Source organism: Arthrobacter sp. 05L417 (assembly GCF_056397865.1).
Genome location: NZ_JBFTOG010000019.1, coordinates 1 through 25,222, shown reverse-complemented (window position 1 = coordinate 25,222; position 25,222 = coordinate 1). Strand labels below are relative to the sequence as shown.

The 25,222-nt window shown below is 64.3% G+C and carries 21 protein-coding genes, 1 tRNA gene and 1 riboswitch; of the genes, 21 read left to right on the top strand and 1 reads right to left on the bottom strand.

The annotated features are described in order from the left end of the window. Positions 1-38: 38 nt before the first annotated feature. From AC1DJW_RS14705 to ndk, 7 genes are all read left to right on the top strand, one after another. The gene (locus tag AC1DJW_RS14705) at positions 39-416 is read left to right on the top strand and encodes a DUF488 domain-containing protein (protein ID WP_390277823.1); all 378 of its coding nucleotides are present in this window, start codon (positions 39-41) and stop codon (positions 414-416) included. Further along, complete coding sequence (locus AC1DJW_RS14700; protein ID WP_476901752.1) at positions 413-1,051, top strand: class I SAM-dependent methyltransferase; 639 nt, start codon at positions 413-415, stop codon at positions 1,049-1,051. The genes AC1DJW_RS14705 and AC1DJW_RS14700 overlap by 4 nt, the downstream gene beginning before the upstream one ends. 9 nt (positions 1,052-1,060) lie before the next feature. Continuing rightward, on the top strand, positions 1,061-1,819 hold the full coding sequence (locus AC1DJW_RS14695; protein WP_476901751.1) for an SDR family oxidoreductase: 759 nt from the start codon (positions 1,061-1,063) through the stop codon (positions 1,817-1,819). A gap of 330 nt (positions 1,820-2,149) precedes the next feature. Then, complete coding sequence (gene ileS, locus AC1DJW_RS14690; protein WP_476901750.1) at positions 2,150-5,479, top strand: isoleucine--tRNA ligase; 3,330 nt, start codon at positions 2,150-2,152, stop codon at positions 5,477-5,479. A 3-nt stretch (positions 5,480-5,482) separates the two neighbouring features. After that, complete coding sequence (locus AC1DJW_RS14685; protein WP_390277821.1) at positions 5,483-6,844, top strand: bifunctional folylpolyglutamate synthase/dihydrofolate synthase; 1,362 nt, start codon at positions 5,483-5,485, stop codon at positions 6,842-6,844. 2 nt (positions 6,845-6,846) lie between these two features. Beyond that, positions 6,847-7,299, top strand: a complete 453-nt coding sequence (locus tag AC1DJW_RS14680; protein WP_284751932.1) for a DUF4233 domain-containing protein — start codon at positions 6,847-6,849, stop codon at positions 7,297-7,299. Between the two features lie 53 nt (positions 7,300-7,352). Then, positions 7,353-7,772 (top strand): nucleoside-diphosphate kinase, encoded by a 420-nt coding sequence (gene ndk / locus AC1DJW_RS14675; protein WP_184741677.1) that lies wholly within the window; start codon positions 7,353-7,355, stop codon positions 7,770-7,772. Positions 7,773-7,862: 90 nt separating this feature from the next. Here ndk and AC1DJW_RS14670 read toward each other — a convergent pair whose 3' ends face one another. Continuing rightward, positions 7,863-8,558 (bottom strand): vitamin K epoxide reductase family protein, encoded by a 696-nt coding sequence (locus tag AC1DJW_RS14670; RefSeq protein ID WP_390277819.1) that lies wholly within the window; start codon positions 8,556-8,558, stop codon positions 7,863-7,865. A gap of 470 nt (positions 8,559-9,028) precedes the next feature. On the opposite strand from AC1DJW_RS14670, the gene AC1DJW_RS14665 reads away from it, so the two are divergent. The 14 genes from AC1DJW_RS14665 to glgP form a co-directional block, all read left to right on the top strand. Then, positions 9,029-12,187: an Rne/Rng family ribonuclease gene (locus AC1DJW_RS14665; protein WP_476901749.1), complete on the top strand. Its 3,159-nt coding sequence runs from the start codon at positions 9,029-9,031 to the stop codon at positions 12,185-12,187. 160 nt (positions 12,188-12,347) lie between these two features. Next, positions 12,348-12,444: riboswitch (TPP riboswitch) on the top strand. After that, positions 12,436-13,956: a bifunctional hydroxymethylpyrimidine kinase/phosphomethylpyrimidine kinase gene (gene thiD / locus AC1DJW_RS14660; RefSeq protein ID WP_476901748.1), complete on the top strand. Its 1,521-nt coding sequence runs from the start codon at positions 12,436-12,438 to the stop codon at positions 13,954-13,956. Its footprint overlaps the riboswitch before it by 9 nt. 421 nt (positions 13,957-14,377) lie before the next feature. Further along, positions 14,378-14,686, top strand: a complete 309-nt coding sequence (gene rplU, locus AC1DJW_RS14655; protein WP_028267456.1) for a 50S ribosomal protein L21 — start codon at positions 14,378-14,380, stop codon at positions 14,684-14,686. Positions 14,687-14,746: 60 nt separating this feature from the next. Further along, on the top strand, positions 14,747-15,010 hold the full coding sequence (gene rpmA, locus AC1DJW_RS14650; protein WP_003803426.1) for a 50S ribosomal protein L27: 264 nt from the start codon (positions 14,747-14,749) through the stop codon (positions 15,008-15,010). Between the two features lie 143 nt (positions 15,011-15,153). After that, positions 15,154-16,743 carry a GTPase ObgE gene (gene obgE / locus AC1DJW_RS14645; RefSeq protein WP_284751928.1) on the top strand — a complete coding sequence of 530 codons (1,590 nt, stop codon included), beginning with the start codon at positions 15,154-15,156 and terminating at the stop codon, positions 16,741-16,743. Continuing rightward, positions 16,733-17,923 carry a glutamate 5-kinase gene (gene proB, locus AC1DJW_RS14640; RefSeq protein ID WP_284751927.1) on the top strand — a complete coding sequence of 397 codons (1,191 nt, stop codon included), beginning with the start codon at positions 16,733-16,735 and terminating at the stop codon, positions 17,921-17,923. The genes obgE and proB overlap by 11 nt, the downstream gene beginning before the upstream one ends. Next, complete coding sequence (locus AC1DJW_RS14635; protein WP_476901747.1) at positions 17,920-19,290, top strand: glutamate-5-semialdehyde dehydrogenase; 1,371 nt, start codon at positions 17,920-17,922, stop codon at positions 19,288-19,290. Before proB ends, AC1DJW_RS14635 begins: the two co-directional genes overlap by 4 nt. A gap of 79 nt (positions 19,291-19,369) precedes the next feature. Further along, complete coding sequence (locus tag AC1DJW_RS14630; RefSeq protein ID WP_284751925.1) at positions 19,370-19,603, top strand: hypothetical protein; 234 nt, start codon at positions 19,370-19,372, stop codon at positions 19,601-19,603. 55 nt (positions 19,604-19,658) lie between these two features. Then, a complete protein-coding gene (gene nadD, locus AC1DJW_RS14625; RefSeq protein WP_390277809.1) occupies positions 19,659-20,279 on the top strand; it encodes a nicotinate-nucleotide adenylyltransferase in 621 nt (206 codons plus the stop codon). A gap of 7 nt (positions 20,280-20,286) precedes the next feature. Next, a complete protein-coding gene (locus AC1DJW_RS14620) occupies positions 20,287-21,531 on the top strand; it encodes a hypothetical protein (RefSeq protein ID WP_390277807.1) in 1,245 nt (414 codons plus the stop codon). Positions 21,532-21,594: 63 nt separating this feature from the next. After that, positions 21,595-21,993 (top strand): ribosome silencing factor, encoded by a 399-nt coding sequence (gene rsfS / locus AC1DJW_RS14615; RefSeq protein ID WP_059389355.1) that lies wholly within the window; start codon positions 21,595-21,597, stop codon positions 21,991-21,993. Between the two features lie 141 nt (positions 21,994-22,134). Then, positions 22,135-22,210 (top strand) — tRNA-Ala (locus AC1DJW_RS14610). 345 nt (positions 22,211-22,555) lie between these two features. Beyond that, positions 22,556-23,572 carry a LacI family DNA-binding transcriptional regulator gene (locus AC1DJW_RS14605; protein ID WP_459342326.1) on the top strand — a complete coding sequence of 339 codons (1,017 nt, stop codon included), beginning with the start codon at positions 22,556-22,558 and terminating at the stop codon, positions 23,570-23,572. A gap of 609 nt (positions 23,573-24,181) precedes the next feature. Beyond that, on the top strand, positions 24,182-25,222 hold a 1,041-nt coding region (gene glgP / locus AC1DJW_RS14600), incomplete at its 3' end, for an alpha-glucan family phosphorylase (protein WP_476901746.1).

Sequence of the window (25,222 nt, the reverse complement as noted above, 5' to 3'; positions counted from 1 at the left end):
TGTTCCGTGGCACCCGGACGTGCAGTAGCATGCGGCTCATGGCGGAACTCAAGGACGTTCTGGTGATAAAGCGCATCTATGATGAAGCAGCCGACGACGACGGCTACCGGGTTCTGGTGGACCGGCTCTGGCCGCGAGGGGTATCCAAAGAACGCGCCCGATTGGATCTGTGGCTCAAGGAGATCGCTCCCTCGCCGCCGCTGCGCACCGAATTTGCCCATATGCAGGAGCGATTCGAGGACTTCCGCCGCGCTTACCTGGCCGAGCTGGAACAGAATCCTGCCGTGGAGCAGGTGCTGGAGCTGGCCGCCGCGGAAAAGCGTGTGACGCTGCTCTACGGCGCCAGGGATCCTGAAGTCAACCACGCCCGCGTGCTGCGGGAGTTCCTGCTGCGTACCGGGGCGGCGGACACATGACGCCGCAGCATCCGCGCTTTGCGCGGGCCTACGCCCGGGCGGTTCCCGCGATAAACATGCGCGGCGGCAACGAGCACCGGCGCAGCTTGCTGTCCGACATCCGGGGCCGCGTCGTCGAGGTCGGCGCCGGCGAGGGCTCGTCGTTCGGCCTGTACCCGGCCACCGTGGAAAGCGTCCTCGCGGTTGAGCCCGATGACTACCTCAGGGGGCTTGCTCGAGCTAAGGCCCGGCTCGCGGCTGTACCGGTCACGGTTGTTCCAGGAACCGCCGAGAACATTCCGGCGGCCGACGGTGAGGCGGACGCCGTCGTGGTCAGTCTTGTCCTCTGCAGCGTCGCGGACCAAGCGGCCGCGTTGGCGGAAATCCGCCGCGTGCTTCGGCCCGGCGGAACCTTGGCGTTCTACGAGCATGTCCGCTCGGACAAGAGGCTTCTCGCAGCCGTCGAGGATCTGCTCACTCCGGTCTGGCAGCACGTGGCCGGAGGCTGCCATCCCAACCGCAATACCCTTCAGGCGATCGGCGACGCTGGCTTCCAGGTGCTGCAGAGCGATCGTTTCGGCTTCTCTGCCGGACCGCTGTCCCCGCCGATCGCCCACATTCTTGGCCGTGCGGTTTCTCCCGGTGAACCACGTTAGGGTGGTGCCATGACTGAGGAAGTACAGACGAAGACCGCAGTAGTGACCGGCGCCAGCACGGGAATCGGCGAAGCCACAGTGCGGGCCCTCACCGCAGATGGATGGAAGGTATTCGCCGTCGCCCGCCGTGCGGAACGGCTCGAGGCACTCGGCGCCGAGAGCGGCGCCGTGCCGTTCGCCGCGGATATCACCAATGACGACGACGTCGCGGCCTTGCTCTCGGCCGTCACCGAGGCGGGCGGAGCAGACACGCTCATCAACATTGCCGGCGGCGCACGGGGCGCAGACACCCTGGCCAATGCGCAGACCGAAGACTGGGACTGGATGTACCAAGTCAACGTGCTCGGCACCTTGAAGCTGACCCGGGCCTTCCTGCCGATGCTGCGGGCGAACGGCGAGGGCACCGTTTTGAACCTGACGTCGACGGCGGGATTCACGGCCTACGAAGGAGGCGGCGGGTACAACGCGGCCAAGTTCGCCCAGCACGCCATGACCGGCGCCCTGCGCCTGGAGGAAGCCGAGAACAACATCCGCGTCATCGAGGTGGCACCCGGGCTCGTCCGCACGGAGGAATTCGCGCTCAACCGTCTCGGCGATGCCACAGCGGCAGCCAAGGTGTACGCCGGCGTCGAGAAGCCGCTCACCCCGGAGGACGTCGCCGACGTCGTCAAGTACGCGGTCTCATTGCCGCACCACATCAACCTGGACGAGATTATCGTCCGCCCGGTGGCGCAGGCCGCCACCCACAAGTTGATCCGCAAGGGCTAGGGTCCCGGCGTCGCGCGCCCCGTCCCCCAAGTGGAGCTCGCGGCGCCGCTGCCGCTAGACTTGTGGCACAAGCTTTGACCCGGACATCACCGGTGAGCTTCCGGAAGAACGCCCCCGCCACTACGGGAGTCAGTAGAACCGGACGGGTAAGCCCGTCACAGCAGCAATGAGCGGCCGACGCCGGATCTGCTCCTTTCCAAAAGGAGCAGAGTTGGCGCCGGTAAGTGAGGTGGTACCGCGGTACCGGCGCTGTTGGAAACAACGCAGCTGGCGCCGTCCTCGCATCCTGAATGAAACTTTGTGTTCACCGGCTCAACCCAGGATGAAGAGATGACGTATTACCCCAAGGCCTCCACAACTCCGTCCGGCACCTCAACAGGCGTGTCCGCCTCCGTGAAGTTCCCGGAGATCGAAGAGCGCATCCTCAAGTACTGGGATGAAGACGGCACCTTCCAAGCCAGCATCGACAACCGCAGCGCTGATCTGCCCGGCGGGCACCCCGGCAGCAACGAGTTCGTCTTCTACGACGGTCCTCCCTTCGCCAACGGACTGCCCCACTACGGCCACCTCCTGACCGGCTACGCCAAGGACCTGGTAGGCCGTTACCAGACCCAGCGCGGCAAGCGCGTCGAACGGCGCTTCGGCTGGGATACCCACGGCCTGCCCGCTGAACTCGAAGCCATGAAGCAACTGGGCATGACGGACAAGACCCAGATCGAGGCGATGGGCATCGACAAGTTCAACGACGCCTGCCGTGCCTCCGTCATGAAGTACGCAGACGAATGGAAGAGCTACGTCACGCGCCAGGCACGCTGGGTGGACTTCGACAACGACTACAAGACCCTCAACGTCGAGTACATGGAGTCTGTCCTTTGGGCCTTCAAGCAGCTCCACGAGAAGGGCCTCACCTACAACGGGTACCGCGTCCTGCCGTACTGCTGGAAGGACGAGACGCCGCTGTCCAACCATGAGTTGCGCATGGATGACGATGTCTACAAGAACCGCCAGGACCAGACCGTCACCGTGACCTTCCCCATCAAGGCAGGGGAGTCTGAACTCTCCAAGTCCCTTGAAGGCGTGCAGGCGCTCGCGTGGACCACGACCCCCTGGACGCTGCCCACCAACCTGGCGCTCGCCGTCGGGCCCGACATTTCTTACGCGGTGGTTCCGGCCGGTCCCAACGGGATCAAGGCCGCCTCCGCGGAGGCTCCGGTGACGGGCAGCTTCCTGCTGGCCGCCGATCTTCTCGGTACCTACGCCAAGGATCTGGGGTACGGTGATGGTGCCGATGGCGGTGCTGCCGCCACCGCCGCCGTCACGGCAAGCTACACGGGCACCGAGTTGGCCGGACTGGAATACGAGCCGCTCTGGGACTACTTCTCCGACACCGAGAAATACGGCACGCAGAACGGCTGGCGCTTCCTCGTGGCGGACTACGTCACTACCACCGACGGTACGGGCATCGTTCACCAGGCCCCGGCCTACGGTGAAGACGACCAGAAAGTCTGTGAGGACGCGGGTATCCCCGTGGTGCTCTCCGTCGACGAAGGCGCCAAGTTCCTCCACCTGTTCGCACACGGACCGCTCGCCGAAATCTCCGGGCTGCAGGTATTCGATGCCAACAAGCCGATCACACAGGCACTGCGTTCCGGCGGCCGCCTGGTCCGACAGGCCAGCTACGAGCACAGCTACCCGCACTGCTGGCGCTGCCGCAACCCCCTGATCTACCGCGCAGTGTCCTCCTGGTACGTGGAGGTCACCAAGTTCAAGGACCGCATGTCCGAACTGAACCAGGAGATCAACTGGATCCCGGGCAACGTCAAGGACGGACAGTTCGGCAAATGGCTGGCCAACGCCCGCGACTGGTCCATCAGCCGCAACCGTTACTGGGGCTCGCCCATCCCGGTGTGGCAGTCCGACGACCCCGAATATCCGCGCACCGACGTCTACGGCTCGCTCGCCGAGATGGAAGCCGATTTTGGCCGCCTTCCGATGAACAACGACGGCCAGGTTGACCTGCACCGCCCGTTCATCGACGAACTCACCCGGCCCAACCCGGACGACCCGCGCTCGCCGGAAGAGGGCCAGTCCACCATGCGCCGGGTCGAGGACGTCCTGGATGTCTGGTTCGACTCGGGCTCCATGCCCTACGGCCAGGTGCACTATCCGTTCCAGAACGAGGAATGGTTCGACACCCACAACCCGGCAGACTTCATCGTCGAGTACATCGGGCAGACCCGCGGCTGGTTCTACATGCTGCACATCCTGTCCACGGCACTCTTCGACCGGCCGGCCTTCCGCAATGTGATCAGCCATGGCATCGTCCTGGGCTCCGACGGGCAGAAGATGTCCAAGAGCCTGCGCAACTACCCGGATGTCTCCGAGGTCCTGGACCGCGACGGTTCCGACGCCATGCGCTGGTTCCTGATGTCCAGCCCCATCCTGCGTGGCGGCAACCTCGTAGTCACCGAACAGGGAATCCGCGACGGCGTCCGCCAGGTCATCCTGCCGCTGTGGAATGTCTACAGCTTCTTCACGCTGTACACGAACGCCTCCAATGGAGGCGCCGGCTATGACGCCAAACTGCGCTACGACGGCTACACGGACACGCTGGACCAGTACTTGCTGGCAAATACCGGCGACCTCGTCCGCAACATCACTTCCAGCTTGGACGAGTACGACATTTCAGGAGCCTGCGATGAATTGCGCAGCTACCTGGACATGCTTACCAACTGGTACGTCCGCCGCAGCCGTCAGCGTTTCTTCGACGAGAACACCGACGCCTTCGACGCCCTCTACACGGCACTCGAGGCCGTCTGCCGTGTCTCGGCATCACTGCTTCCCCTCGTTTCCGAGGAGATCTGGCGCGGCCTGACCGGCGGGCGCTCCGTGCATTTGGCTGACTGGCCCGAGGCCTCGCTGTTCCCGGCAAACCCCGGACTCGTCGAGGCAATGGACCGTGTCCAGCAGATCTGCTCCACGGGTTCCAGCCTGCGCAAGGCCGCCAACCTTCGCGTCCGCCTGCCGCTGCAGGAGCTCACGGTGGTGGCACCCGGTGCTGATGCGCTGGAAGGCTTCGCCGCCGTCGTCGCGGATGAGCTGAACCTGCGTTCCGTCCGCCTCCTCGACGCCGCCACGGCGTCGCCGGAGGAATTCGGCATCGAACAGAAACTCGTGGTCAATGCCCGCGCGGCAGGTCCGCGACTGGGCAAGAACGTCCAGCAGGCCATCAAGGGTTCCAAGTCCGGCGACTGGTCTGTTTCCGATGCAGGGGTTGTCACGGCAGGCGGCCTTGAGCTGGAACCGCAGGAGTACACGCTTGAGACCGTCGTCGCGGAATCTGCTGACGGTTCGTCCGCGGCCGTCGCTGTCCTTCCGGGCGGTGGCTTCGTGGTCCTGAACACCGAAGTCACTCCGGAACTGGCTGCCGAAGGCCTGGCGCGGGACATGGTCCGTGCCATCCAGCAGGCCCGCAAGGACGCAGGACTCAACGTCAGCGACCGCATCCACACCACAGTCCTGGCAGTCCACGACGTTGTTGACGCCTTGCGCGCCAACGAAGAGCTGGTCAAGACCGAAACCCTGTCCCTCAAGCTCGACCCCGTCGTCTCCGGCGACGCCGTCGAGCCGCAGATCACCGTTACCAAGATCGAGGCCTAGAACATGAGCGACGAATTCTCCGTAGAAAGCGTCTACGCCGAACTCCTGGGCCGCGCCCCGGAAAACAAAATGGAGCCGCGGCTGGCGCCCCTTTACCGGGCCATGGACGTGCTGGGGGAGCCCAACAAGGCGTTCCCGATCATCCACATCACGGGCACCAACGGCAAGACATCCACCGCCCGCATGATCGAGGCGGGGCTTCGTGCCCACGGCTTGAGCACGGGCCGTTACACGAGTCCGCACCTGTCGAAGGTCACCGAGCGCATCAGCATCGACGGTGAGCCGGTTTCCGATGAGACCTTTGTCCGGATCTGGGACGAGATCCGTCCGTACCTCGAGATCGTGGACAAGGAACTCGAAGCCGATGGCCAGCCCAGGCTCACGTACTTCGAGTGCCTCACCATTCTGGGCTTCGCGATCTTCGCGGACCAACCCGTCAATGTCGCCGTGATTGAAGTCGGACTGGGCGGCATCACCGATGCCACGAATGTGGGTGACGGACAGGTTTCCGTTGTGACTCCGATTTCCCTCGACCACACTGATCTCCTCGGCGACACCACCGAGGATATCGCCCGCGAGAAGGCCGGAATCATCAAGCCGGGCGGCTTCCTGATCAGCGCTGCCCAGCCCGTGGACGCCGCGCAAGTGCTGCTTGAGAAGGCGCGCGAGGCCGGCGTGCCATTCCGCTTCGAGGGTGTCGAATTCGGCGTCGAGTCCCGCAGCGTTGCCGTCGGGGGCCAAGTGCTGACCATCCAGGGGCTCGCAGGCCGTTATGAGGACCTGTTGCTTCCTTTGCACGGCGCACACCAGGCCGAGAACGCCGCAGTCGCCGTCGCTGCCCTGGAGGCATTCCTTGGTGGAGGCGAGAAGGAACTCGACGGCGACGTGCTGCGGGAAGCTTTCGGCAACGTCAGCTCGCCGGGCCGTCTCGAGGTGGTGCGCACCGCTCCCACGATCATCGTGGATGCCGCCCACAACCCGGATGGCATCCGCGTCTCGGCAGAGGCAATTGAAGAGGCTTTCAGCTTCAGCAAGCTGGTGGTTGTCCTCGGAATCCTGAAGGAAAAGGACGCGGAAGAAATCCTGAGGCAGCTCAAGGAATCCCTGGGTGGATTGGCAGAGGAGTTCTGTTTCACGCAGTCCAGCTCGCCGCGGGCCATCCCGGCCGCGCAACTGGCAGATCTCGCCGTCGACCTTGGCTTCGGTGCGGATAACGTCCACATTGCCGAGAAGCTGGATGACGCGATCGAGTGGGCCGTGGAGCGTGCCGAAGCAAACGATGACCTGGCTGGCGGCGTCCTCGTCACGGGCTCCATCACTGTGGTGGCCGAAGCCCGCATGCTCCTCGGGAAGGTTGGTTCCTGAGCGTGGCCAAACTCACCAAAGCCCAGCGCGAATGGCGGCCCGGGATGCCCAAGAAGCGCCGCTCCACCAAGGTGATGTTCGCTTCGACCGTGCTGCTCCTGGAGGCCTTCGTCGCGTTCTTCGCCACCTTGGCTGTCTTCGGACTGAAGCGTGGAGAGGTGCAGCCAGCCCTGATCCTGACATTCGGCATTACGCTGAGCGTTGTGCTGATCCTGGCCTGTGCCGTGCTCAGCAAGCCGTGGGGCATCGGTGTCGGCTGGGTATTGCAGCTGGTCTTGGTTCTTTCGGGCTTCGTCGAGCCCACGATGTTCGTGGTGGGCGTCCTGTTCGCGGCCTGCTGGTGGTACGGCATCCGTGCCGGCATGCGGATCGACCGCGAGAACGCCCAGCGTGATCGTGAGCAAGCCGAATGGAACGCCACCCATGGGGAAGACTCTGCCGGGCAGTCCGCCTGAGCGAAACCCCGTAAACTGGCTGGGAAACCCACACACTCAACATTGGAGCAACCGTGAGCATTGAGCGCACCCTTGTACTGATCAAGCCCGACGGCGTCGCCCGCAACTTGAGCGGCAGCATCCTCGCCCGCATCGAGTCCAAGGGGTATTCCTTGGCCGAATTGAAGAAGGTCAACGCCACCCGCGAACTGCTGGAGCAGCACTACGAAGAGCACCTGGGCAAGCCGTTCTACGAGCCGCTCGTCGAGTTCATGCTCAGCGGCCCGGTTGTCGCTGCTATCTTCGAGGGCCACCGCGTAATCGAAGGCTTCCGTTCCCTTGCCGGAACCACGGACCCGACGACGGCGGCGCCCGGAACCATCCGCGGCGACTTCGGCCGTGACTGGGGCCTGGCTGTGCAGCAGAACCTCGTCCACGGTTCCGATTCGGTGGATTCCGCGGAGCGCGAGATCAAGATCTGGTTCGGCGCGTAGCTTCCAGCCACGCCATACAGCCGAAGGGGCCCATGTTCACGCGAACATGGGCCCCTTCGGCTGTTAATGGCTCAAATGAGGGATACGTGCTCAGTATCCCGAGGTACCGATGAAGACATTGATGAAGGCGAAGAAAATGCTCGCGATCACGCCAACGTAGAGCAGCGCGGAGATGATCCAACCGGACTCGCTGAGGATCTTGGCCAGGCGTGCGGGCGCTGGAATGACGCCGTGCGCTACGTTCCTAATGGTCACGAAGACGAAGAGCGGGATCATGCAGGCCCACACCACCATGCAGAACGGGCACAGGATGTGAATGACATACAGTGCCTGGGACCATAGCCAGACGATGAAGATGAAGCCCAGTGTGATGCCGGTTTGCAGTCCGATCCAGTACCAACGCGCGAACTTGGCCCCGGCAAAGATCGCCATGGCGGTGGTGATGATCACGGCGAAGGCGACGATGCCGATGAACATGTTGGGGAAGCCGAAAACTGAACTCTGCGGTGTCTTCATGACGCTGCCGCAGGATACCCAGGGATTGAGGTCGCAGGCCGTTACATGGTTGGGATCGATCAGAACCTGCAGCTTTTCCAGCACGAGCGCCCCGGATGCAAGCCACGCGATGGCGCCGGTGGCGAGGAGAAGCCACGCAAAGGGACGGTCGCGGACCATGCGCGGCAAGGCTGCGTCGGCGGCGTCCTTCCCATCGGGGGTTTTCCCGGTCTTCTCCTGCCGGGAGCGGGCATCGTTGTTGGCCAGGTTCGGGCTGGCGGGGCTCGGCATGGTTGGCTGTCCTTTTCTGGAAGGCCCGGCGCACGGCCGGGGACTGCTCTTGGGAGGATTCTAGCCGCGGCGGCTGAAAGCTTCTGCCCAGGGAGGGCGGCGGCACGGAAGCTTTCAGGGTGTGCTTCCTGCCGGGAGTGCGGGCGTGTGAGAGAATGAACATGGCCGGAAGCCGATCCACATGCGGAATCCGGTCCGGTATCTTGTTCCCAAGACCGCCAGTCATATGCAGGGCATGCCCAGGATCCAATGATCCCCGGTAGGCCCGCAGTGACAATGGACGGCACCTGGTTGTGGCATTAGAACAACGGGTTTGGAGCGAAGCCGGCTTTCCGTGGATGCCGCACCCCCATGCTGGTGCGAACCGGAAAGACTACTACTGACTTCTGTCAACGCCTGCGGGTTTTGACAATATTGCCCCTCTGGGCGCCGGATGTGGCGGTTGCGCAAGGGCAGGAGTGTTGCCACATATGGATAACGAGCAAGTTGTAGCCGCCGCCGAAGATGCGGCGTCCACCGAGACCACTGAAACACCCAAGAAGGTCACCCGCACCCGGCGCAAGGCGGCACCGAAGACGGTCGCCGCGGACGAAACCCCCGACGCCGGAGCTGCCGCAGCCACCGTTGAGCCGCTCGCCGAGTCGGCGGACACCGAAGAGCCCAAGGCCCCTGTCCGGCGTAGCAGGGCTCGAAAGAAGGTAGAAACTCCGGAGCCGTTGCCAGGTTTCGCTGAGGAAGCTCCGACGGAAGCTGGCGAGGCGACGGAGGCTGCCGCCGCCGTCGTGCCTGACGTAGCAGCAGAGGCCGAAACCGCCCCCGAAAAGCCGGTCCGCCGCCGTCGCACGACGAGGGCAAAGAGCGCCGAGCCCGTTTCCGAAGAAGCAGCGGTCGAAGCGCCCGCTGCGGAGATTGCGCCCGAGGAAGCGCCCGCTGCGGAGACTGCGCCTGAAGAAGCTCCGGCTGCGGAGATTACGCCCGAGGAAACCACCGAGGCGCCGGCCGCCGAGGCGGAAGCTGCGAGCCCGATCGCGTCGCTGTTCCTGGAGCCTGCCTCCGTAACGTCCATGATCTTCCAGGCACCGGACCTGAGCGCAGTTGTCCGGCCGGCCGTCGTCGAAGAAGAACCGCGGGCCGAAGCTGAGGAAGTTTCCGAGGACAACGAACTGGACGAGGCCGGCAGCCGCCGTCGGCGTCGCAGCCGTGGCCGTCGCGGACGCCGGGGCACCGAGCGTGACGAAGCAGGAGAAGAAACCTCTGCGGAATCCGAGGACGAGGCAGAAGCCGGTACCGAGGAGGCGCTCGAAGAAGGCGTGACCTCCCGTCGCCGTCGGCGCCGGCGTCGTGGTGACCAGGACCTGGAGCTGACGGGCGGCGGAGACGACGATCCCCCCAACACTGTCACCCGTGTCCGCGCTCCCCGCGCACACGTTGAGACCACCAGCAGCTCCGACCGCGTCACGAGCGTCAAGGGCTCTACTCGCCTTGAAGCCAAGAAGCAGCGCCGCCGCGAGTCCCGCGAGACCGGCCGCCGCCGCCAGGTCATCACCGAGGCCGAATTCCTGGCTCGCCGTGAGTCCGTCGACCGCCAGATGATCGTTCGCCAGCGCGACGACAGGATCCAGATCGGTGTCCTGGAAGACGGCGTGCTCGCGGAGCACTTCGTGTCCAAGACACAGCAGGATTCCCTGATCGGCAACGTCTACCTGGGCAAGGTCCAGAACGTGCTGCCGTCGATGGAAGCCGCATTCGTCGACATCGGACGCGGCCGCAATGCCGTGCTGTACGCCGGTGAAGTCAACTGGGATACCGTCACCCTGGAAGGCAAGCCGCGCCGCATCGAAAACGCCCTGAAATCAGGCGACTCCGTGCTGGTCCAGGTCACCAAGGACCCCGTGGGCCACAAGGGCGCACGCCTGACGAGCCAGATTTCGCTTCCCGGCCGCTACCTTGTGTACGTGCCCGGCGGTTCCATGACCGGCATCTCCCGTAAGCTGCCCGACGTCGAGCGCAACCGTCTGAAGAAGATCCTCAAGGACCGCCTCCCCGAGAACGCGGGCGTCATTGTCCGCACCGCCGCCGAGGGTGCTTCCGAGGAAGAACTGACGCACGATATCAACCGCCTGCGGGCCCAGTGGGAAGGCATCGAAAGCCAGTCCACATCCACCAAGATCCTGGCCCCGGAACTGCTGTACGGCGAACCGGACCTCACCATCAAGGTTGTCCGCGACGTCTTCAACGAGGACTTCTCCAAGCTCATCGTTTCCGGCGATGAAGCCTGGGACACCATCGAGGCCTACGTCACCTATGTGGCGCCGGATCTGGTGGGACGTCTCGAAAAGTGGACGTCGGATCAGGACATCTTCTCGGCATGGCGCGTGGACGAACAGATCCACAAGGCATTGGAGCGCAAGGTCTTCCTGCCCTCCGGTGGTTCGCTCGTGATCGACCGCACCGAGGCCATGACGGTTGTTGACGTCAACACCGGAAAGTTCACCGGCAGCGGTGGCAACCTCGAAGAAACCGTCACCAAGAACAACCTTGAGGCCGCCGAGGAAGTGGTCCGCCAGCTGCGCTTGCGCGACATCGGCGGAATCATCGTCATCGACTTCATCGACATGGTCCTGGAATCCAACCGCGATCTCGTGTTGCGCCGCCTGGTCGAGTGCCTCGGCCGGGACCGCACCAAGCACCAGGTCGCGGAAGTGACGTCGCTTGGATTGGTCCAGATGACCCGCAAGCGCATGGGCACCGGCCTGCTTGAGGTCTTCGGCGAGCAGTGCGAAACGTGCGCAGGGCGCGGAATCGTCACGCATGACGAGCCCGTGGAGCATCGCCGGGCCAACGTGGTGGCCGCTGAACACCACCACCCGCGCACGGAGTCACTCCCGGCCGTCCGCCCGGAGCAGCGCAAGCGCCGCCGCGGCAGGGGGACAGGGCAGGGGACTTCCGAGCTCCCGATCACCCCTCCTGTGCCGGTCCACTCCGTGGAATCCACTGATCCGAACCGCCAGGCAGCCACCCGCGCAGCCCTTGCGACCATCGCGGCTGCGGCCCACGCTGCCCACCTGCACGACGACGAACTCCACCACGCGGCGGAATTGCTCGCCGACGGGCACGCAGCGGAAGCAACCCCTCTGCAGGCACCCGCGGCCCCGGTCTCGGCTCCTGCCGCTGCTTCGGGTAGCGAGGAACGCTCGAAGCCTGTGCTGCGATTCGGCGGCGAGGAAGTGGCGTTGCCTTTCGTCCACCACGAAGAAGAGCCGGCGAGTGGCGCTCCTGCCATGAGCCTGGATCTGTTGGCGCAGGCATTCGCGGGCCTCGGAGAAGCTCCGGACACCGCGACGGCCGCAACGGAGTCCCGGGAAGCGCCCGCAGAGGCTCCCGCGGCCGTTGCAAGCGGGGAATCCCTGGAGTCGGCTTCGCGTGGACGCCGGGGCCGCCGCAACCGTAGTGCCAGCCGTGCCCAGGGTGCCGCCAACGCCACCAACGTGGAGCACCACGAGGTTGCAGCCGCTGCCTCCGGTGGGGCCGCGCACGAGGCCAAGGCGCCCGACGCATCCCCGGTCAAGCCGACGGCGGCAGCAGAACCGATCATTCTCGGAGTCGGCGTGCCCAAGTCCGAACTCTAAACGCAGTACCCAGTCCGAAGCCCCGGCCGTTCCCGCTCTTGCGGAAACCGCCGGGGCTTCGGCGTTGCCGGCCCATTTGCCGGACCAGTTGCCGGACCTCACGACAGTGCGGTTACAAAGGGAGATTTCAGCGGGCGAGGTGTGATCCGGGTTAAGCTAGGGGACTGACACGGGGTGCCGCGCACCAAGCCGGCTGAGACCAGACCCGTTGAACCTGTCCGGTTAGCACCGGCGAAGGGATGTCTCGAATGACTGTTTCGGCACACTCGGCTGTCTACCCGCTCAAGGCCGTCCAGCGCCCTATCCCCAGGGTCCTCAGCATTGCCGGCTCGGATCCGTCGGGCGGTGCCGGGATCCAAGCTGACCTGAAGAGCATTGCCGCCAACGGCGGTTACGGCATGGCCGTCATCACGGCACTCACAGTACAAAACACGCAGGGAGTCACCGGCGTTCACGTGCCTCCCGTGGAGTTCCTGCAGCAGCAATTGGATGCCATTAGCGACGACATCACCGTTGATGCCGTCAAAATCGGCATGCTCGGGGACGCGGCCGTCATCCACGAAGTCCGCCGCTGGCTCGGCGAGGCGCGCCCCGCCGTCGTCGTACTGGATCCGGTGATGATCGCGACTAGTGGCGACCGGCTCCTCGCGGAGTCCGCTGAAACCGCACTGCGGGAACTTTTGCCCCTCGCCGACTTGGTGACCCCCAACCTTCCTGAATTGGCCATGCTGCTTGGCGAGCCTGTTGCCACCGACTGGGCATCGGCGTTGGAGCAAGGCAAACGTCTGGCCGCTGCCTGCGGAAACACCGTCCTGGTGAAGGGAGGCCATCTGCAAGGATCCGGCTGCCCCGATGCGCTGGTCAACACCGGGGGAGTCCTGAGCCAGGACGTGGTGGAATTCGCCGGCCAACGCGTGGAGACCCGCAACAGCCATGGCACGGGATGTTCCCTGTCGTCTGCGATGGCGACGGCAAAAGCGCGGCTCGGCGATTGGGAGTCTGCCCTGCGTGAAGTCAAGCCCTGGCTTCAGGAGGCGCTGACCCAATCCGAGAGGCTGGAGGTGGGGAAGGGCAACGGGCCCATCCATCATTTCCACACTCTCCAGCACTCCCTTCAGCCGGGGGACTTCGCGGTCCGGATGTGGGACGCCGCCCAATCGGAGCTTGCGGCCATTTATGGCCTGGACTTCATCCAGGACTTGCAAACCGGTGGGCTCAGCGAAGCGCAGTTCAGCTATTACCTGTCGCAGGATGCCATCTATCTCAACGGCTATTCCCGGGTCCTGGCGCGTGCAAGTGCGCTCGCCCCCAGCGAAAACGAACAGCTGTTCTGGGCCCGCGGCTCGCAGATGTGCCTCGAAGTCGAGTCCGAGCTGCATCGGAATTGGCTTAGCGGACGCCAGGCAAGCGGAGAACTGGGCCCCGTCACCAAGGCCTATGTGGACCACTTGCTGGCGGCGTCGGCGTCGGGCAGCTATGCCGTGCTGCTGGCTGCAGTACTGCCCTGCTACTGGTTGTACGCCGAGGTGGGACAGCAGCTCCACCGTGGCTATGTCCAGGCAGGAGCGTCGGACGAGCACCCTTACGCCGACTGGCTGCGCACCTACGCAGACGAGGCGTTCGCAGAGGCCACCCGCAAGGCGATCGACCTCACGGATGCCGCCGCGCAGGCTGCCTCACCGGCCGAGCGCGCGGCCATGATGGAGGCTTTCTCCCAATCCTGCCGCTATGAAACTGCATTCTTCGATGCTCCAAGGCTGCACAGCTGACCCCGGTTCCTGGCGCGGAGGGACGGGATGAAGGGCTGTTTCGGCAGGCGCCGCAGCGTGTCGGGGTGAGGATCCGAGCTTTTCCCGGCGGGCAGGGTAAGGTGGACGGGCACGGTACCGGATGGCGGCATAGCCAGTCTGTGGCAGCCATCACGTGGCAGCCTCCGGACCTTGGCCTCATTTGCAGCCGAAGGCGAAACTAGCGTAATCTAGATCTTCGGTGCTTACGCCAACACTTGGGTTATGCCCCTAGGGACCTTTCGTTTGGAATTGACATTTCATTTGGAACTGTTCAAGGGATGACTCATGGATTCCGTACCGGAGTCCACGGCGTTGAGGCACAGCGTGAACCAGGCCCGTTTTCGGATCGGGGTTCCGCACGCAAATTTAGTAATAAACGTCGAGAGAAGTGAGTGCCCAAGTGGTGTACGCGATTGTCCGCGCAGGCGGCCGCCAAGAAAAGGTTTCCGTTGGAGACTACGTAACCCTGAACCGCGTCCCCGGTGGAGCCGGCAGCACTCTTGAGCTGCCCGCACTGCTCCTGGTGGACGGTGACAAGGTCACCTCCGCTGCTGCGGATCTGGCCAAGGTCAAGGTTACGGCTGAGATCCTCGAAGACCTCCGTGGTCCGAAGATCGTCATCCAGAAGTTCAAGAACAAGACCGGCTACAAGAAGCGCCAGGGTCACCGTCAAGAACTGACCAAGATCAAGATCACCGGTATCAAGTAACCACTGGTTGCTGTTCAGGTTTTCAACAGATTCCCCAGAATTTAAAGGCAGGCATTTCAAATGGCACATAAAAAAGGCGCGAGCTCCACTCGCAACGGTCGTGACTCCAACGCCCAGTACCTCGGCGTAAAGCGCTTCGGTGGCCAGGTCGTTTCCGCAGGCGAGATCATCGTCCGCCAGCGCGGCACCCACTTCCACCCGGGCGCCGGTGTCGGCCGCGGTGGCGACGACACCCTGTTCGCCCTGCAGGCAGGTGCGGTTGAGTTCGGTACTCGCCGTGGCCGTCGCGTAGTGAACATCGTTGCTGCTGCAGCTGCAGAGTAATAACACGTTCTGAACGGGTGGAGCGGGCCGTATGGCCCGCTCCATCTGTCTTTTTAACCGCACTAGAATTTACTAGGGCGGGCGGCGGCGCATCAGCCGGCAAACGCATTTCAAGCAGTAATTTCCACATAGAGGAGAAACACGTGGCGACCTTCGTAGACCGGGTAGTACTTCACGTATCCGGCGGAACAGGCGGCCACGGCTGTGTCTCTGTTAAGCGCGAGAAGTTCAAGCCCCTCGGCGGACCCGACGGCGGCAACGGCGGCAATGGCGGCGACGTCATCCTGCGCGTCGATGCACAGACAACTACTTTGCTTGATTACCACCACGCACCGCACCGCCACGCAACCAACGGTGGCCCGGGCATGGGCGACTGGCGCGGCGGCAAGAACGGCGAAACCCTCGTGCTTCCCGTCCCGGACGGCACCGTGGTCAAGACCAAGGACGGCGTTGTCCTTGCTGACCTTGTCGGTGAAGGCACCGAGTTCATCGCCGCTGCAGGCGGCCAGGGCGGCCTTGGCAACTCTTCGTTGTCTTCGCAGAAGCGCCGGGCTCCCGGCTTCGCGCTCCTCGGTATTGAAGGCGACTCCAGCGACATCGTCCTGGAACTGAAGTCCATCGCAGACATCGCGCTGGTCGGCTTCCCCTCGGCAGGCAAGTCCAGCCTTGTCGCGGCGATGTCAGCGGCGCGGCCCAAGATCGCCGACTACCCGTTCACTACCTTGATCCCCAACCTCGGCGTGGTCCAGGCCGGCGACGTCCGGTTCACCATTGCCGACGTTCCCGGGCTGATCGAAGGCGCGAGCGAGGGCAAGGGCCTGGGCCACAACTTCCTGCGCCACGTTGAGCGTTGCGCCGCGCTGGTGCACGTGCTGGACTGCGGAACCTTGGAAGCGGACAGGGACCCGCTCTCGGATCTTGCGATTATCGAGCAGGAGCTGGACAAGTACGCCGTGGACATGAGCTACGCCGGTGTCGACGGCGAAGTGGTCCCCCTGAACGAACGCCCCAAGCTTGTGGTCCTGAACAAGGTGGACCTGCCTGATGGCCGGGATATGGCAGAGTTCGTCCGTCCCGAACTGGAACAGCGCGGCTACCGCGTCTTCGAAGTTTCCGCCACGAGCCATGAAGGCCTGCGCCAGCTGAGCTTCGCCATGGGCGAGATTGTCATGGCCGCCCGCAGGGCCGTGGCCATTGCGCCCCCCAAGGTCGCAGCCCCCGTCCTCCGCCCCCGTGCCGTCAACGAGTCCGGCTTCAAGATTCGCCGCGAAGAAAAGAACCTCGAGCCGCTCTTCCGCGTGCTGGGGGAGAAGCCGGTCCGCTGGGTCAAGCAGACCGACTTCACCAATGAGGAAGCCATTGGCTACCTGGCCGATCGCCTGGCCAAGCTCGGCATCGAAAACGAATTGTTCAAGATGGGTGCCGTTCCGGGCGACACCGTGGTGATCGGTGAAGAGGACGGCGTCGTGTTCGACTGGGAGCCCACCATGATGGCGGGCGCCGAACTCCTGGCGACGCCTCGAGGCACGGACATCCGTGTTGCCGACATCGGCGACCGTCCCACACGTTCGCAGAAGCGCGATGAGCAGATCGAGCGACGCGAGGCCAAGGCTGCCGCGCGGGCCGAGCTCGAAGCCGAGCGCAAGGCGGGCATCTGGACGGAGTCCGTCAGCCGCCGTCGTGCAGCCCAGCCCCTGAAGGAAAGCGGCCTGGAAGCCGAAAATGACGACTAGCACGGCCCGTATCGCTGAATTCACGGAAGGCGACGACGCCGCGGAACGCCAGGCGCTGGCCGGCGCCAAGCGGATCGTGGTCAAAGTAGGTTCGTCTTCGCTGACCAGCATCAAAGGCGGCATCTCGGAAAAAGCGCTGACTGCCCTCGTCCACGCCTTGGCCGAGAAGCGGAATTCCGGGACGGAGATCATCCTGGTCTCGTCCGGTGCGATCGCGGCGGGTCTAGCACCGCTCGGGCTCGCCAAGCGTCCCAAGGACCTCGCTACGCAGCAGGCTGCAGCCAGTGTGGGCCAAGGGCTTTTGATGGCGCGCTACTCGCAGGCTTTCGCGGCGCACGGGGTCACGGTCAGCCAGGTCCTGTTGACTGCGGATGACTTGATGCGGCGAACCCAGCACAGCAACGCATACCGGGCGCTTGACCGTCTGCTGAACCTCGGCGTCGTGCCTGTCGTGAACGAAAACGACACCGTGGCAACGCACGAAATCCGCTTTGGCGACAACGATCGCCTGGCCGCTTTGGTGGCGCACCTTGTGCGGGCGGATGCGTTGGTCCTGCTTTCCGACGTAGACGCCCTGTATGACGGTCCGCCGTCGTTGGGTGCCAAGCGCATTCCGCTCGTCACCGGTCCCGCCGACCTGGTCGGCGTGACCATCGGCAAGGCCGGCAAAGCCGGCGTCGGCACCGGCGGCATGACCACCAAGGTGGAGGCGGCGTCCATCGCAGCAGGCTCCGGCATCCACGCCCTCGTGACGTCCACGGCCAATGCCGCCGCCGCACTGGCCGGCGAGGACGTGGGCACGTGGTTCGCCATCAACGGCAACCGCAAGCCCGTGCGCCTGCTGTGGCTGGCCCACCTCGCTTCCGTCCGGGGCCGTTTGGTGCTCGATGACGGCGCCGTCAAAGCCGTGCGCGACCGCCACACATCGCTGCTGCCCGCCGGAATATCGTCGGTGCAGGGAGACTTCGAGCCGGGCGATCCCGTGGAGATGGTTTCTGCCGAGGGCACCGTCATTGCCAGGGGGCTGGTCAACTACTCCGCCGAAGAGCTTCCCCGCATGCTTGGCCGTTCAACCAAGGAACTCGCCAAGGACCTTGGCCGCGGATATGACCGCGTAGTTGTTCATGTTGACGACCTCGTACTGGTTCAGCCCTCCCGCTCCACTAAACTTGGAGAATGACTGAGGCCCTTACCCCTGATTCTCCTGTGATGACTGACGCCCTGACTTCCGGCAATGCCGCCCAGGTGCCGGAAACTCCGGAGCTGGGAACCGCGCCGCTCACCCCTGAGCAGGTGGAGGCGGCCGTGCACTCGATCGCGGACCGCTCTCGTCAGGCCGCGCGCCTTATGGCCCAGGCGAACCGTGCCTGGAAGGACCGCGCCCTGCACGCTATCGGCGCAGCCCTCGGGGAACAGCAGGAGTCAATCCTCGCCGCCAACGCGAAGGATGTTGAGTCTGGCCGCAACAACGGCACCTCCGCTGCCATGCTGGACCGACTGACCTTGACTCCTGCCCGCATCGACGGCCTCGTGGCTGCCCTTGAAAACCTGGCAGGCTTGCCGGATCCCGTCGGCAACGTCGTCCGGGGCCAAACCCTCCCCAACGGACTGCGCTTGCGCCAGATCAACGTGCCCATGGGAGTAGTCGCAGCGATCTACGAGGCCCGCCCCAACGTCACGGTCGACATCGCCGGGCTCGCCTTGAAGAGCGGCAATGCCGTGATCCTGCGCGGCGGATCGGCTGCCGCGCACACCAACGCAGCCCTTGTGACCATCCTCCGCGATGCGCTGGAATCCGTTGGGTTGCCGGCCGATGCCGTCCAGAGCGTGGACCAATTCGGACGCGAGGGCGCCAACGTCCTCATGCGTGCCCGCGGCCGGGTGGACGTGCTGATTCCCCGTGGTGGACGGGACCTGATTCAGACTGTGGTGAACAACTCTTCCGTGCCCGTCATTGAGACCGGCGAAGGCAATGTACACATCTTCATCGACGAATCCGCGAGTGAAGAGATGGCCGTCGACATCCTGCTTAACGCCAAGACCCAGCGTCCGAGCGTTTGCAACACCGTGGAGACTCTCCTGGTGCACTCGAAATCCACTGTGCTGCCCGCCGTCGCCACCGCCTTGCGCGCCGCCGGGGTCACCTTGCATGTCGATCCGCGGATTCAAGCGGCGCTGTCCGGTTCCGTGGAAACAGTCCCGGCCGACGACGTCGATTGGGCCACGGAATACATGGACCTTGACCTCGCGGTTGCGATGGTGGACAACCTCGACGAGGCAGTCGCGCACATCCGCAAGTGGTCGACCGGCCACACGGAAGCCATCCTGACGAACAACCTGGCGAACGCCGAGAAGTTCATTGCGGACATCGACTCCGCGGCGGTCATCGTGAACGCTTCCACGCGTTTCACCGACGGAGGCGAGCTCGGACTCGGTGCCGAGGTGGGAATCTCTACCCAGAAGCTGCACGCACGCGGTCCCATGGGCCTCACCGAGCTGACCACCACGAAGTGGATCGTCCAAGGTGAAGGCCAAGTCCGGGGCTAGCGACGCTGTAACATAGAACAGAAGTCCTGAACGGTGGGAGGATCCGCCGTCGAAATCCTTTGAACCGCTAGGGGAGAAAATGCAGTTTCAGCAGATCGCCATTTCCATTCTCGCTCAAGGGGGGGAAAGCGAGGCGCCGGCGCCGCTGTGGGTCCCTCCTTTCGTCTTCGGCATCTCCATGTTCTGCATCCTGCTGGTCCTGATGTTCGTGGCAGTCTCCTACACGAACCTCGGCAACCGTCACGACGCAGTCGACGAGCACTCAGACCCGCACCGGCAGCACCCGGCCAAGCACCCAGGGCTGGGTCACTAACATTTCCGCCGCAAAACCCTTCGAGGAAACGGGGCGCCGACTTCGCTTGGGCGTGATGGGTGGAACCTTCGATCCCATCCACCACGGCCACTTGGTTGCTGCCAGTGAGGTTGCTGCCAAGTTCCGCTTGGACGAGGTGGTCTTCGTGCCCACCGGACAGCCCTGGCAGAAGTCGCACAAGCAGGTCAGCGAAGCTGAGCACCGGTACTTGATGACGGTCATTGCCACGGCTTCCAACCCCAATTTCACGGTGAGCCGCGTGGACGTGGACCGCCCCGGTCCCACGTTCACCATCGACACCCTCAGGGATCTGCGGACCCAGAGGCCGGATGCGGACCTGTTCTTCATCACGGGCGCGGACGCCCTGGCGCAGATCCTGTCCTGGAAAGACGTCGACGAGCTTTGGTCCTTGGCGCACTTTGTCGGTGTCACCCGGCCTGGTCATGTCCTTGATGGCATGGGCAGGGAGGACGTCAGCCTGCTGGAAGTGCCCGCCATGGCGATCTCCTCGACGGATTGCCGCGCCCGCGTCGGTGCAGGCAATCCGGTCTGGTACCTCGTTCCTGATGGTGTGGTCCAGTACATCGCCAAATACAAGCTGTACTCGGGCAAACCCGGCATGGGGGAGCCCCTGCATGCTATGACCGGATCAGAACACCAAGCCCGTACCGAGTGAGTTTTGAATGAGCCAGGAACAGCCCCCCATCCCTAGCCGGCGCGAGCTTCGACGAGCCCGGGACGCACGTCTGGAAGAAACCGGCGCAAGTCCCGCAGTAGCCGAGGCCGTTACCACCGACGACGCCAACCACGCGTCCGGTGGAGCTTCGGCCAATCGGGTGCGCCGGGTGGCCGATGCTCCGCTGGACGCCAAACCCTCCGCGGAACGTTCTTCCCAGGCGCGTGCACGCGACCGTGCAGCCCTCCGCGCCATCAAGGAACTCGCGGACAAGGAGCAGCAGCTTTCCCGCGGCGGTCCACCCACGCGCCGTCAGTTGCGCCTGCAGCAATTGCAGGAGGAGGTTGCCCCCGGCACCTCGGCGATCCCCGTGGTGGCCGCACCAGGATCCGGGCCGAGGACATCCAGCAGCCTGGCGCAGACTCCCGGCAAGCAGCAGCCCGGCCCTGAACGCCCGGGCGTGTTGCCTGGCGGCGGTGTCCGCGTTACGGCAGGCCCTCCTCCCGGTGCACCGGAAATGACGGTGGAACAGGCCTTGATGGCCCGCGAGCTCTTGGCTGCCCAGGCGAACAATCAGTCCAACAAGCTTGAGCACATCGCGGCAATGGAATCAGCCGTGCAGAAAGTCCCGGCGGCTGAATCCGAGGTGTCCGGAACCGACCCTGAGCCGGCCGATCCGGTTGCTTTGGCTGAACAAATCGCCCAGGCTGAACGCGAGGCGATCCTCAACAAGAGGGCGATGGCCAAGCAGAAGCTCGCTGAGCAGAACAGCCGTCCTGCTGGTCCGGTCCGTGCTGAACCTTCTGTGGCCAGCAACCTGGCCATGGTGACGCCCCTGGAATTCGTGAAGGTTCCGGGACTCGAACGTCCCGTCATGAAGCCGCCCGGCACCACCTTTGTTCCCCTTGTGACGTCCCCCGCTCCGAAACTGAAGCCTGGGCAGTCGGCGTCGGGCAAGCCACGGAGCCTGCGCGGCCGGGCAGGAGTGCTGGCGCGCGCCGAGGCCGCTGCGAAAGCGGCTGGTCGACGCCCGGCGTCGGGCTCCGCATCGGACGGTGGGGCACTCGCGGAAGCGGCCGAACATCCGCCCGTTTCGGCAAGTTCGGCTTACGGACTTGAACCGCTCGACGCCGCGACGGCGGGACTTGGGCGCGCCAAGCGTACCCGGCTTCTGGTCCTTGGACTCGTTGGCATCGGAGCCATCGCCCTGATCGCGGGCATCATCATGATCACCAGCGGACTTTCCCGCTGACCATAACGGCTTTTGCCACCAAACAGGCTTCGTTCATTCTCGAAGCCGCATACAAGGAGTCCCGTGACTGCACATGAACAATCCGTCCTCTTGGCCCGCCACGCCGCCCGCGCGGCAGCGGACAAGCTGGCCGAGGACATCATCGCCTTGGACGTCAGCGAACGCCTGGCCCTGACTGACGTCTTCCTGATCGCCTCGGCCCCGACCGAACGCCAGGTCAACGCCATCGTCGACGGCATCGAGGAAGAACTGCTCAAGCAGGACCTCCGCCCGGTACGCCGCGAAGGGCGTTCCGAAGGCCGCTGGGTCCTGTTGGACTACGCCGACATCGTGGTGCACGTCCAGCACTCCGAGGACAGGGTCTTCTACGCGCTGGAACGCCTGTGGAAAGACTGCCCGGTTGTGGACCTGGAACTCGGTGACGACGCCTCGGCGAAGGCTCCTGCCGTCGAGGAATCCTAGGCGCCAAGCCGCAAACCAACTGAATATGCCCGATTTGGAATTTTCGGAAATGCTGTTCTAAGATATTTGAGTTGCTTCGGAGGAATCCGAACTGGAGGGGATTTTCCAGCCAGTTCACGGTCTCTGAAGCGGCGAAAATATGGGGCTGTGGCGCAGCTGGTAGCGCACCTGCATGGCATGCAGGGGGTCAGGGGTTCGAGTCCCCTCAGCTCCACCATTTACCAAAAGGGAACCACCAGATCTGGTGGTTCCCTTTTGTGTGTCCCGCCGCTGGCTGCTCCCGGGGCTAGCGCAACGCGGGGTCACTTACGGCCCGTCCCAGCGGACTTTATGGGCCGTAAGTGACCCCGCGTTGCTTTAAGCACGCGGTACTCGAGAGTGGCCGAGCGCACCCTCGCGTAGCCGCCGAGTGTATGCAACAGTGGGTTCAGCATGTCTGCGTCACTTTACCAACCGATTACGGTTTACTATTGGTGGGCATCGCCGCCTGGCGGACTGCGGCGATTCGCGGGCCCATCGCTGACCAGCCACCGACAATACAGGGGGATAGTCCTTGGTAACTATGGCCGATGTTGCGCGGGTAGCCGGCGTTTCCAGGAGCACCGTGTCCTATGCCCTCAGCGGTGTCCGGCCGATTGCGCCCGAAACGCGTGAGCGCATCCTGCAGGCCATGTCCGACCTTGGCTATACGCCGAACCTGCTCGCCCAGGGTCTGGCCGGCAAACGGACCGGAATTGTCTCCTTGATTTTCCCGGTCGGGGAGCAAGGCATGAACACCACGGAATTCGAATACGTCCAAGGTGCTGCCGAACAAGCGCGCGTTGACGGATACCATCTTCTTCTGTGGCCAATGGACCCCGACGACCTGGGCGAGATGCAGCGGATCGTGGCCCAAGGCCTGGTGGATGGAATCCTCCTTATGGAAGTCAGGTCATTCGACGAACGGATTCCAGTCCTTTTGGAAACGGGGGTTCCATTCGTCACGATCGGACGGCCCGCGGATGCCGCGGGCTTGACATTCGTGGACGCGGATTTTGAAGCCATGGGCGAGCTCGCAGTGTCGCACCTCGCCAGCCTGGGGCACACGGAAATCGGCCTCGTGACGCATTCGCGTGAGTCCTTAGAGAGCGGATACGGCCCGATGGTCCGATCCTGGGATGCCGTGGCAGCTGCCGCATCGCGGCACGGGATCACTGCTCGGCTGTTCCCGGCAACGAGCTCGCTTGCCGGCGGCCGCGAGGTGTTCGGACGGATTCTTGAGGCGTCCCCGGAAACAACCGGACTCGTGATGATCAACGAAGCGGCTACTGCAGGCCTTCTGGGTGCGGCGGCGGCCCACGGTTGGCGAGTCCCCGAGTCTCTCTCCATTGTCGCGATCAACACCAGTGCCGGCTCAGCGGAGCGCTTCATGCCAGCCCTGACGACGGCGTCCGCCGAACCCGGCGTCATGGGGCGCGAGGCAGCACAATTCCTCACCCGGCGCCTCAGGAGCGAGGGCGCAGATGCCCTGCAATGGCTCGCTGAACCGGTGCTGACGTTGCGCGGGAGCACCGCCGAGGCACGCGCCACCCAGCCATAGAATCACCGCGCCGCCGGGTGCAATCCGCGAATTCGAGGCATTCATTACGCGGTTCCATCACACGTGATTGTGACATTTGACACACCGTTGCGCCGCCAACTACTGTCGAGCCATCGACCCGCGTCGACAAGGCGCGTCGACGAACGGCGATGGGATTCCTCCTGATACAACATGGCGGATGGTCACCGATCAGTGTTCCCGGAGACTAAGGAAGTAAGTCGTGCTTGGAATCATTCGGTACCAAGACCCCGAGTTGAAATCGCGGTCGATGTCAGCCCGCCCGGAACGGGAATTCCTAAGCTTTCGCAACGGGTCCACGAGCAACCGCGTCCCCTTATTACAGGGCCGACAAGGCCCGGAATAGTGCGAGGACGGAAGTCGGCGACCACCATCTGCGTCTGAGTTTCAGGACGGGGCGCCGGAGGGGCCAATGTTGCCCGCTCTAAATATGTAAGCGCTTGCCCTGCGCTGGTGGTGCCCGTAGAAGCCTCCTCACCGAGCGCCCCACCCCTTAGCCAACATCCCCCAATCATCACAACAACCTCTTGGAGGTACCCGCATGGAAACGTTGACCACACCGGCTCTGTCCGCGTTCGAAGGTGGCCGGAAGTGAAAGCGATTCGACGGTTCACTGTACGAACGGTTCTGCCGGAAGCAATCGCCCCGTTGGCACGATTGGCGAAGAACCTGCGCTGGTCGTGGCATTTGCCGACACGTGAATTGTTCTCCGCGCTGAACGCCGAGGCCTGGGAACAAAGCAAATATGACCCGATGACCTTCCTGGGCTTGGTCAGCCGCGAGGAACTGCATGAGCTCGCAGCGGACGCCGCAGTCGTAGAGCGTGTGCAGCACGCGGCTGCGGATCTGGACCGGTACTTGGGCGAGCCGCGCTGGTACCAGGGCCTGGGTCCGGACGCTCCGGCGTGCATCGCGTATTTCTCGCCGGAATTCGGCATCACCGAGGTGCTTCCGCAGTATTCCGGCGGCTTGGGGATCCTGGCCGGGGACCACCTGAAGGCGGCTTCGGACCTGGGTGTGCCGTTGATCGGCGTCGGGCTGCTGTACCAGGCGGGCTATTTCAAGCAGTCCCTTTCCCGGGACGCCTGGCAGCAGGAGACCTACCCGGTCCTTGACCCCGACGGGTTGCCGCTGACACTGCTGCGCGAGGAAGACGGTTCGCCGGCCCTGATCACACTGCCGTTGCCCGGTGACCGGACGCTGCGGGCGCACATCTGGCGTGCCGACGTCGGGCGGGTGCCGCTGCTGCTGCTCGATTCGAACGTTCCGGCCAACGACGACGCCGCGCGCGGGATCACGGACCGCCTCTACGGCGGCGGCGGTGACCACCGCCTGCAGCAGGAGCTGCTGCTGGGCATGGGCGGGGTGAAGGCGCTGCGGGTCTACCAGCGGCTCACGGGCACCCCGGCCCCGGAGGTGTTCCACACCAACGAAGGCCACGCCGGGTTCCTGGGCATCGAACGGATCCAGGAGCTCATGTCCGCCGAGGCCCCGCTGAGCTGGTCCGAGGCCCTGGCCGCCGGACGCGCGTCCACGGTGTTCACCACCCACACCCCCGTGCCGGCCGGCATCGACCGCTTCGAGGCCGTGCAGATCAGGCACTTCTTCGACGCCGGCCTGGCCCCGGACGTG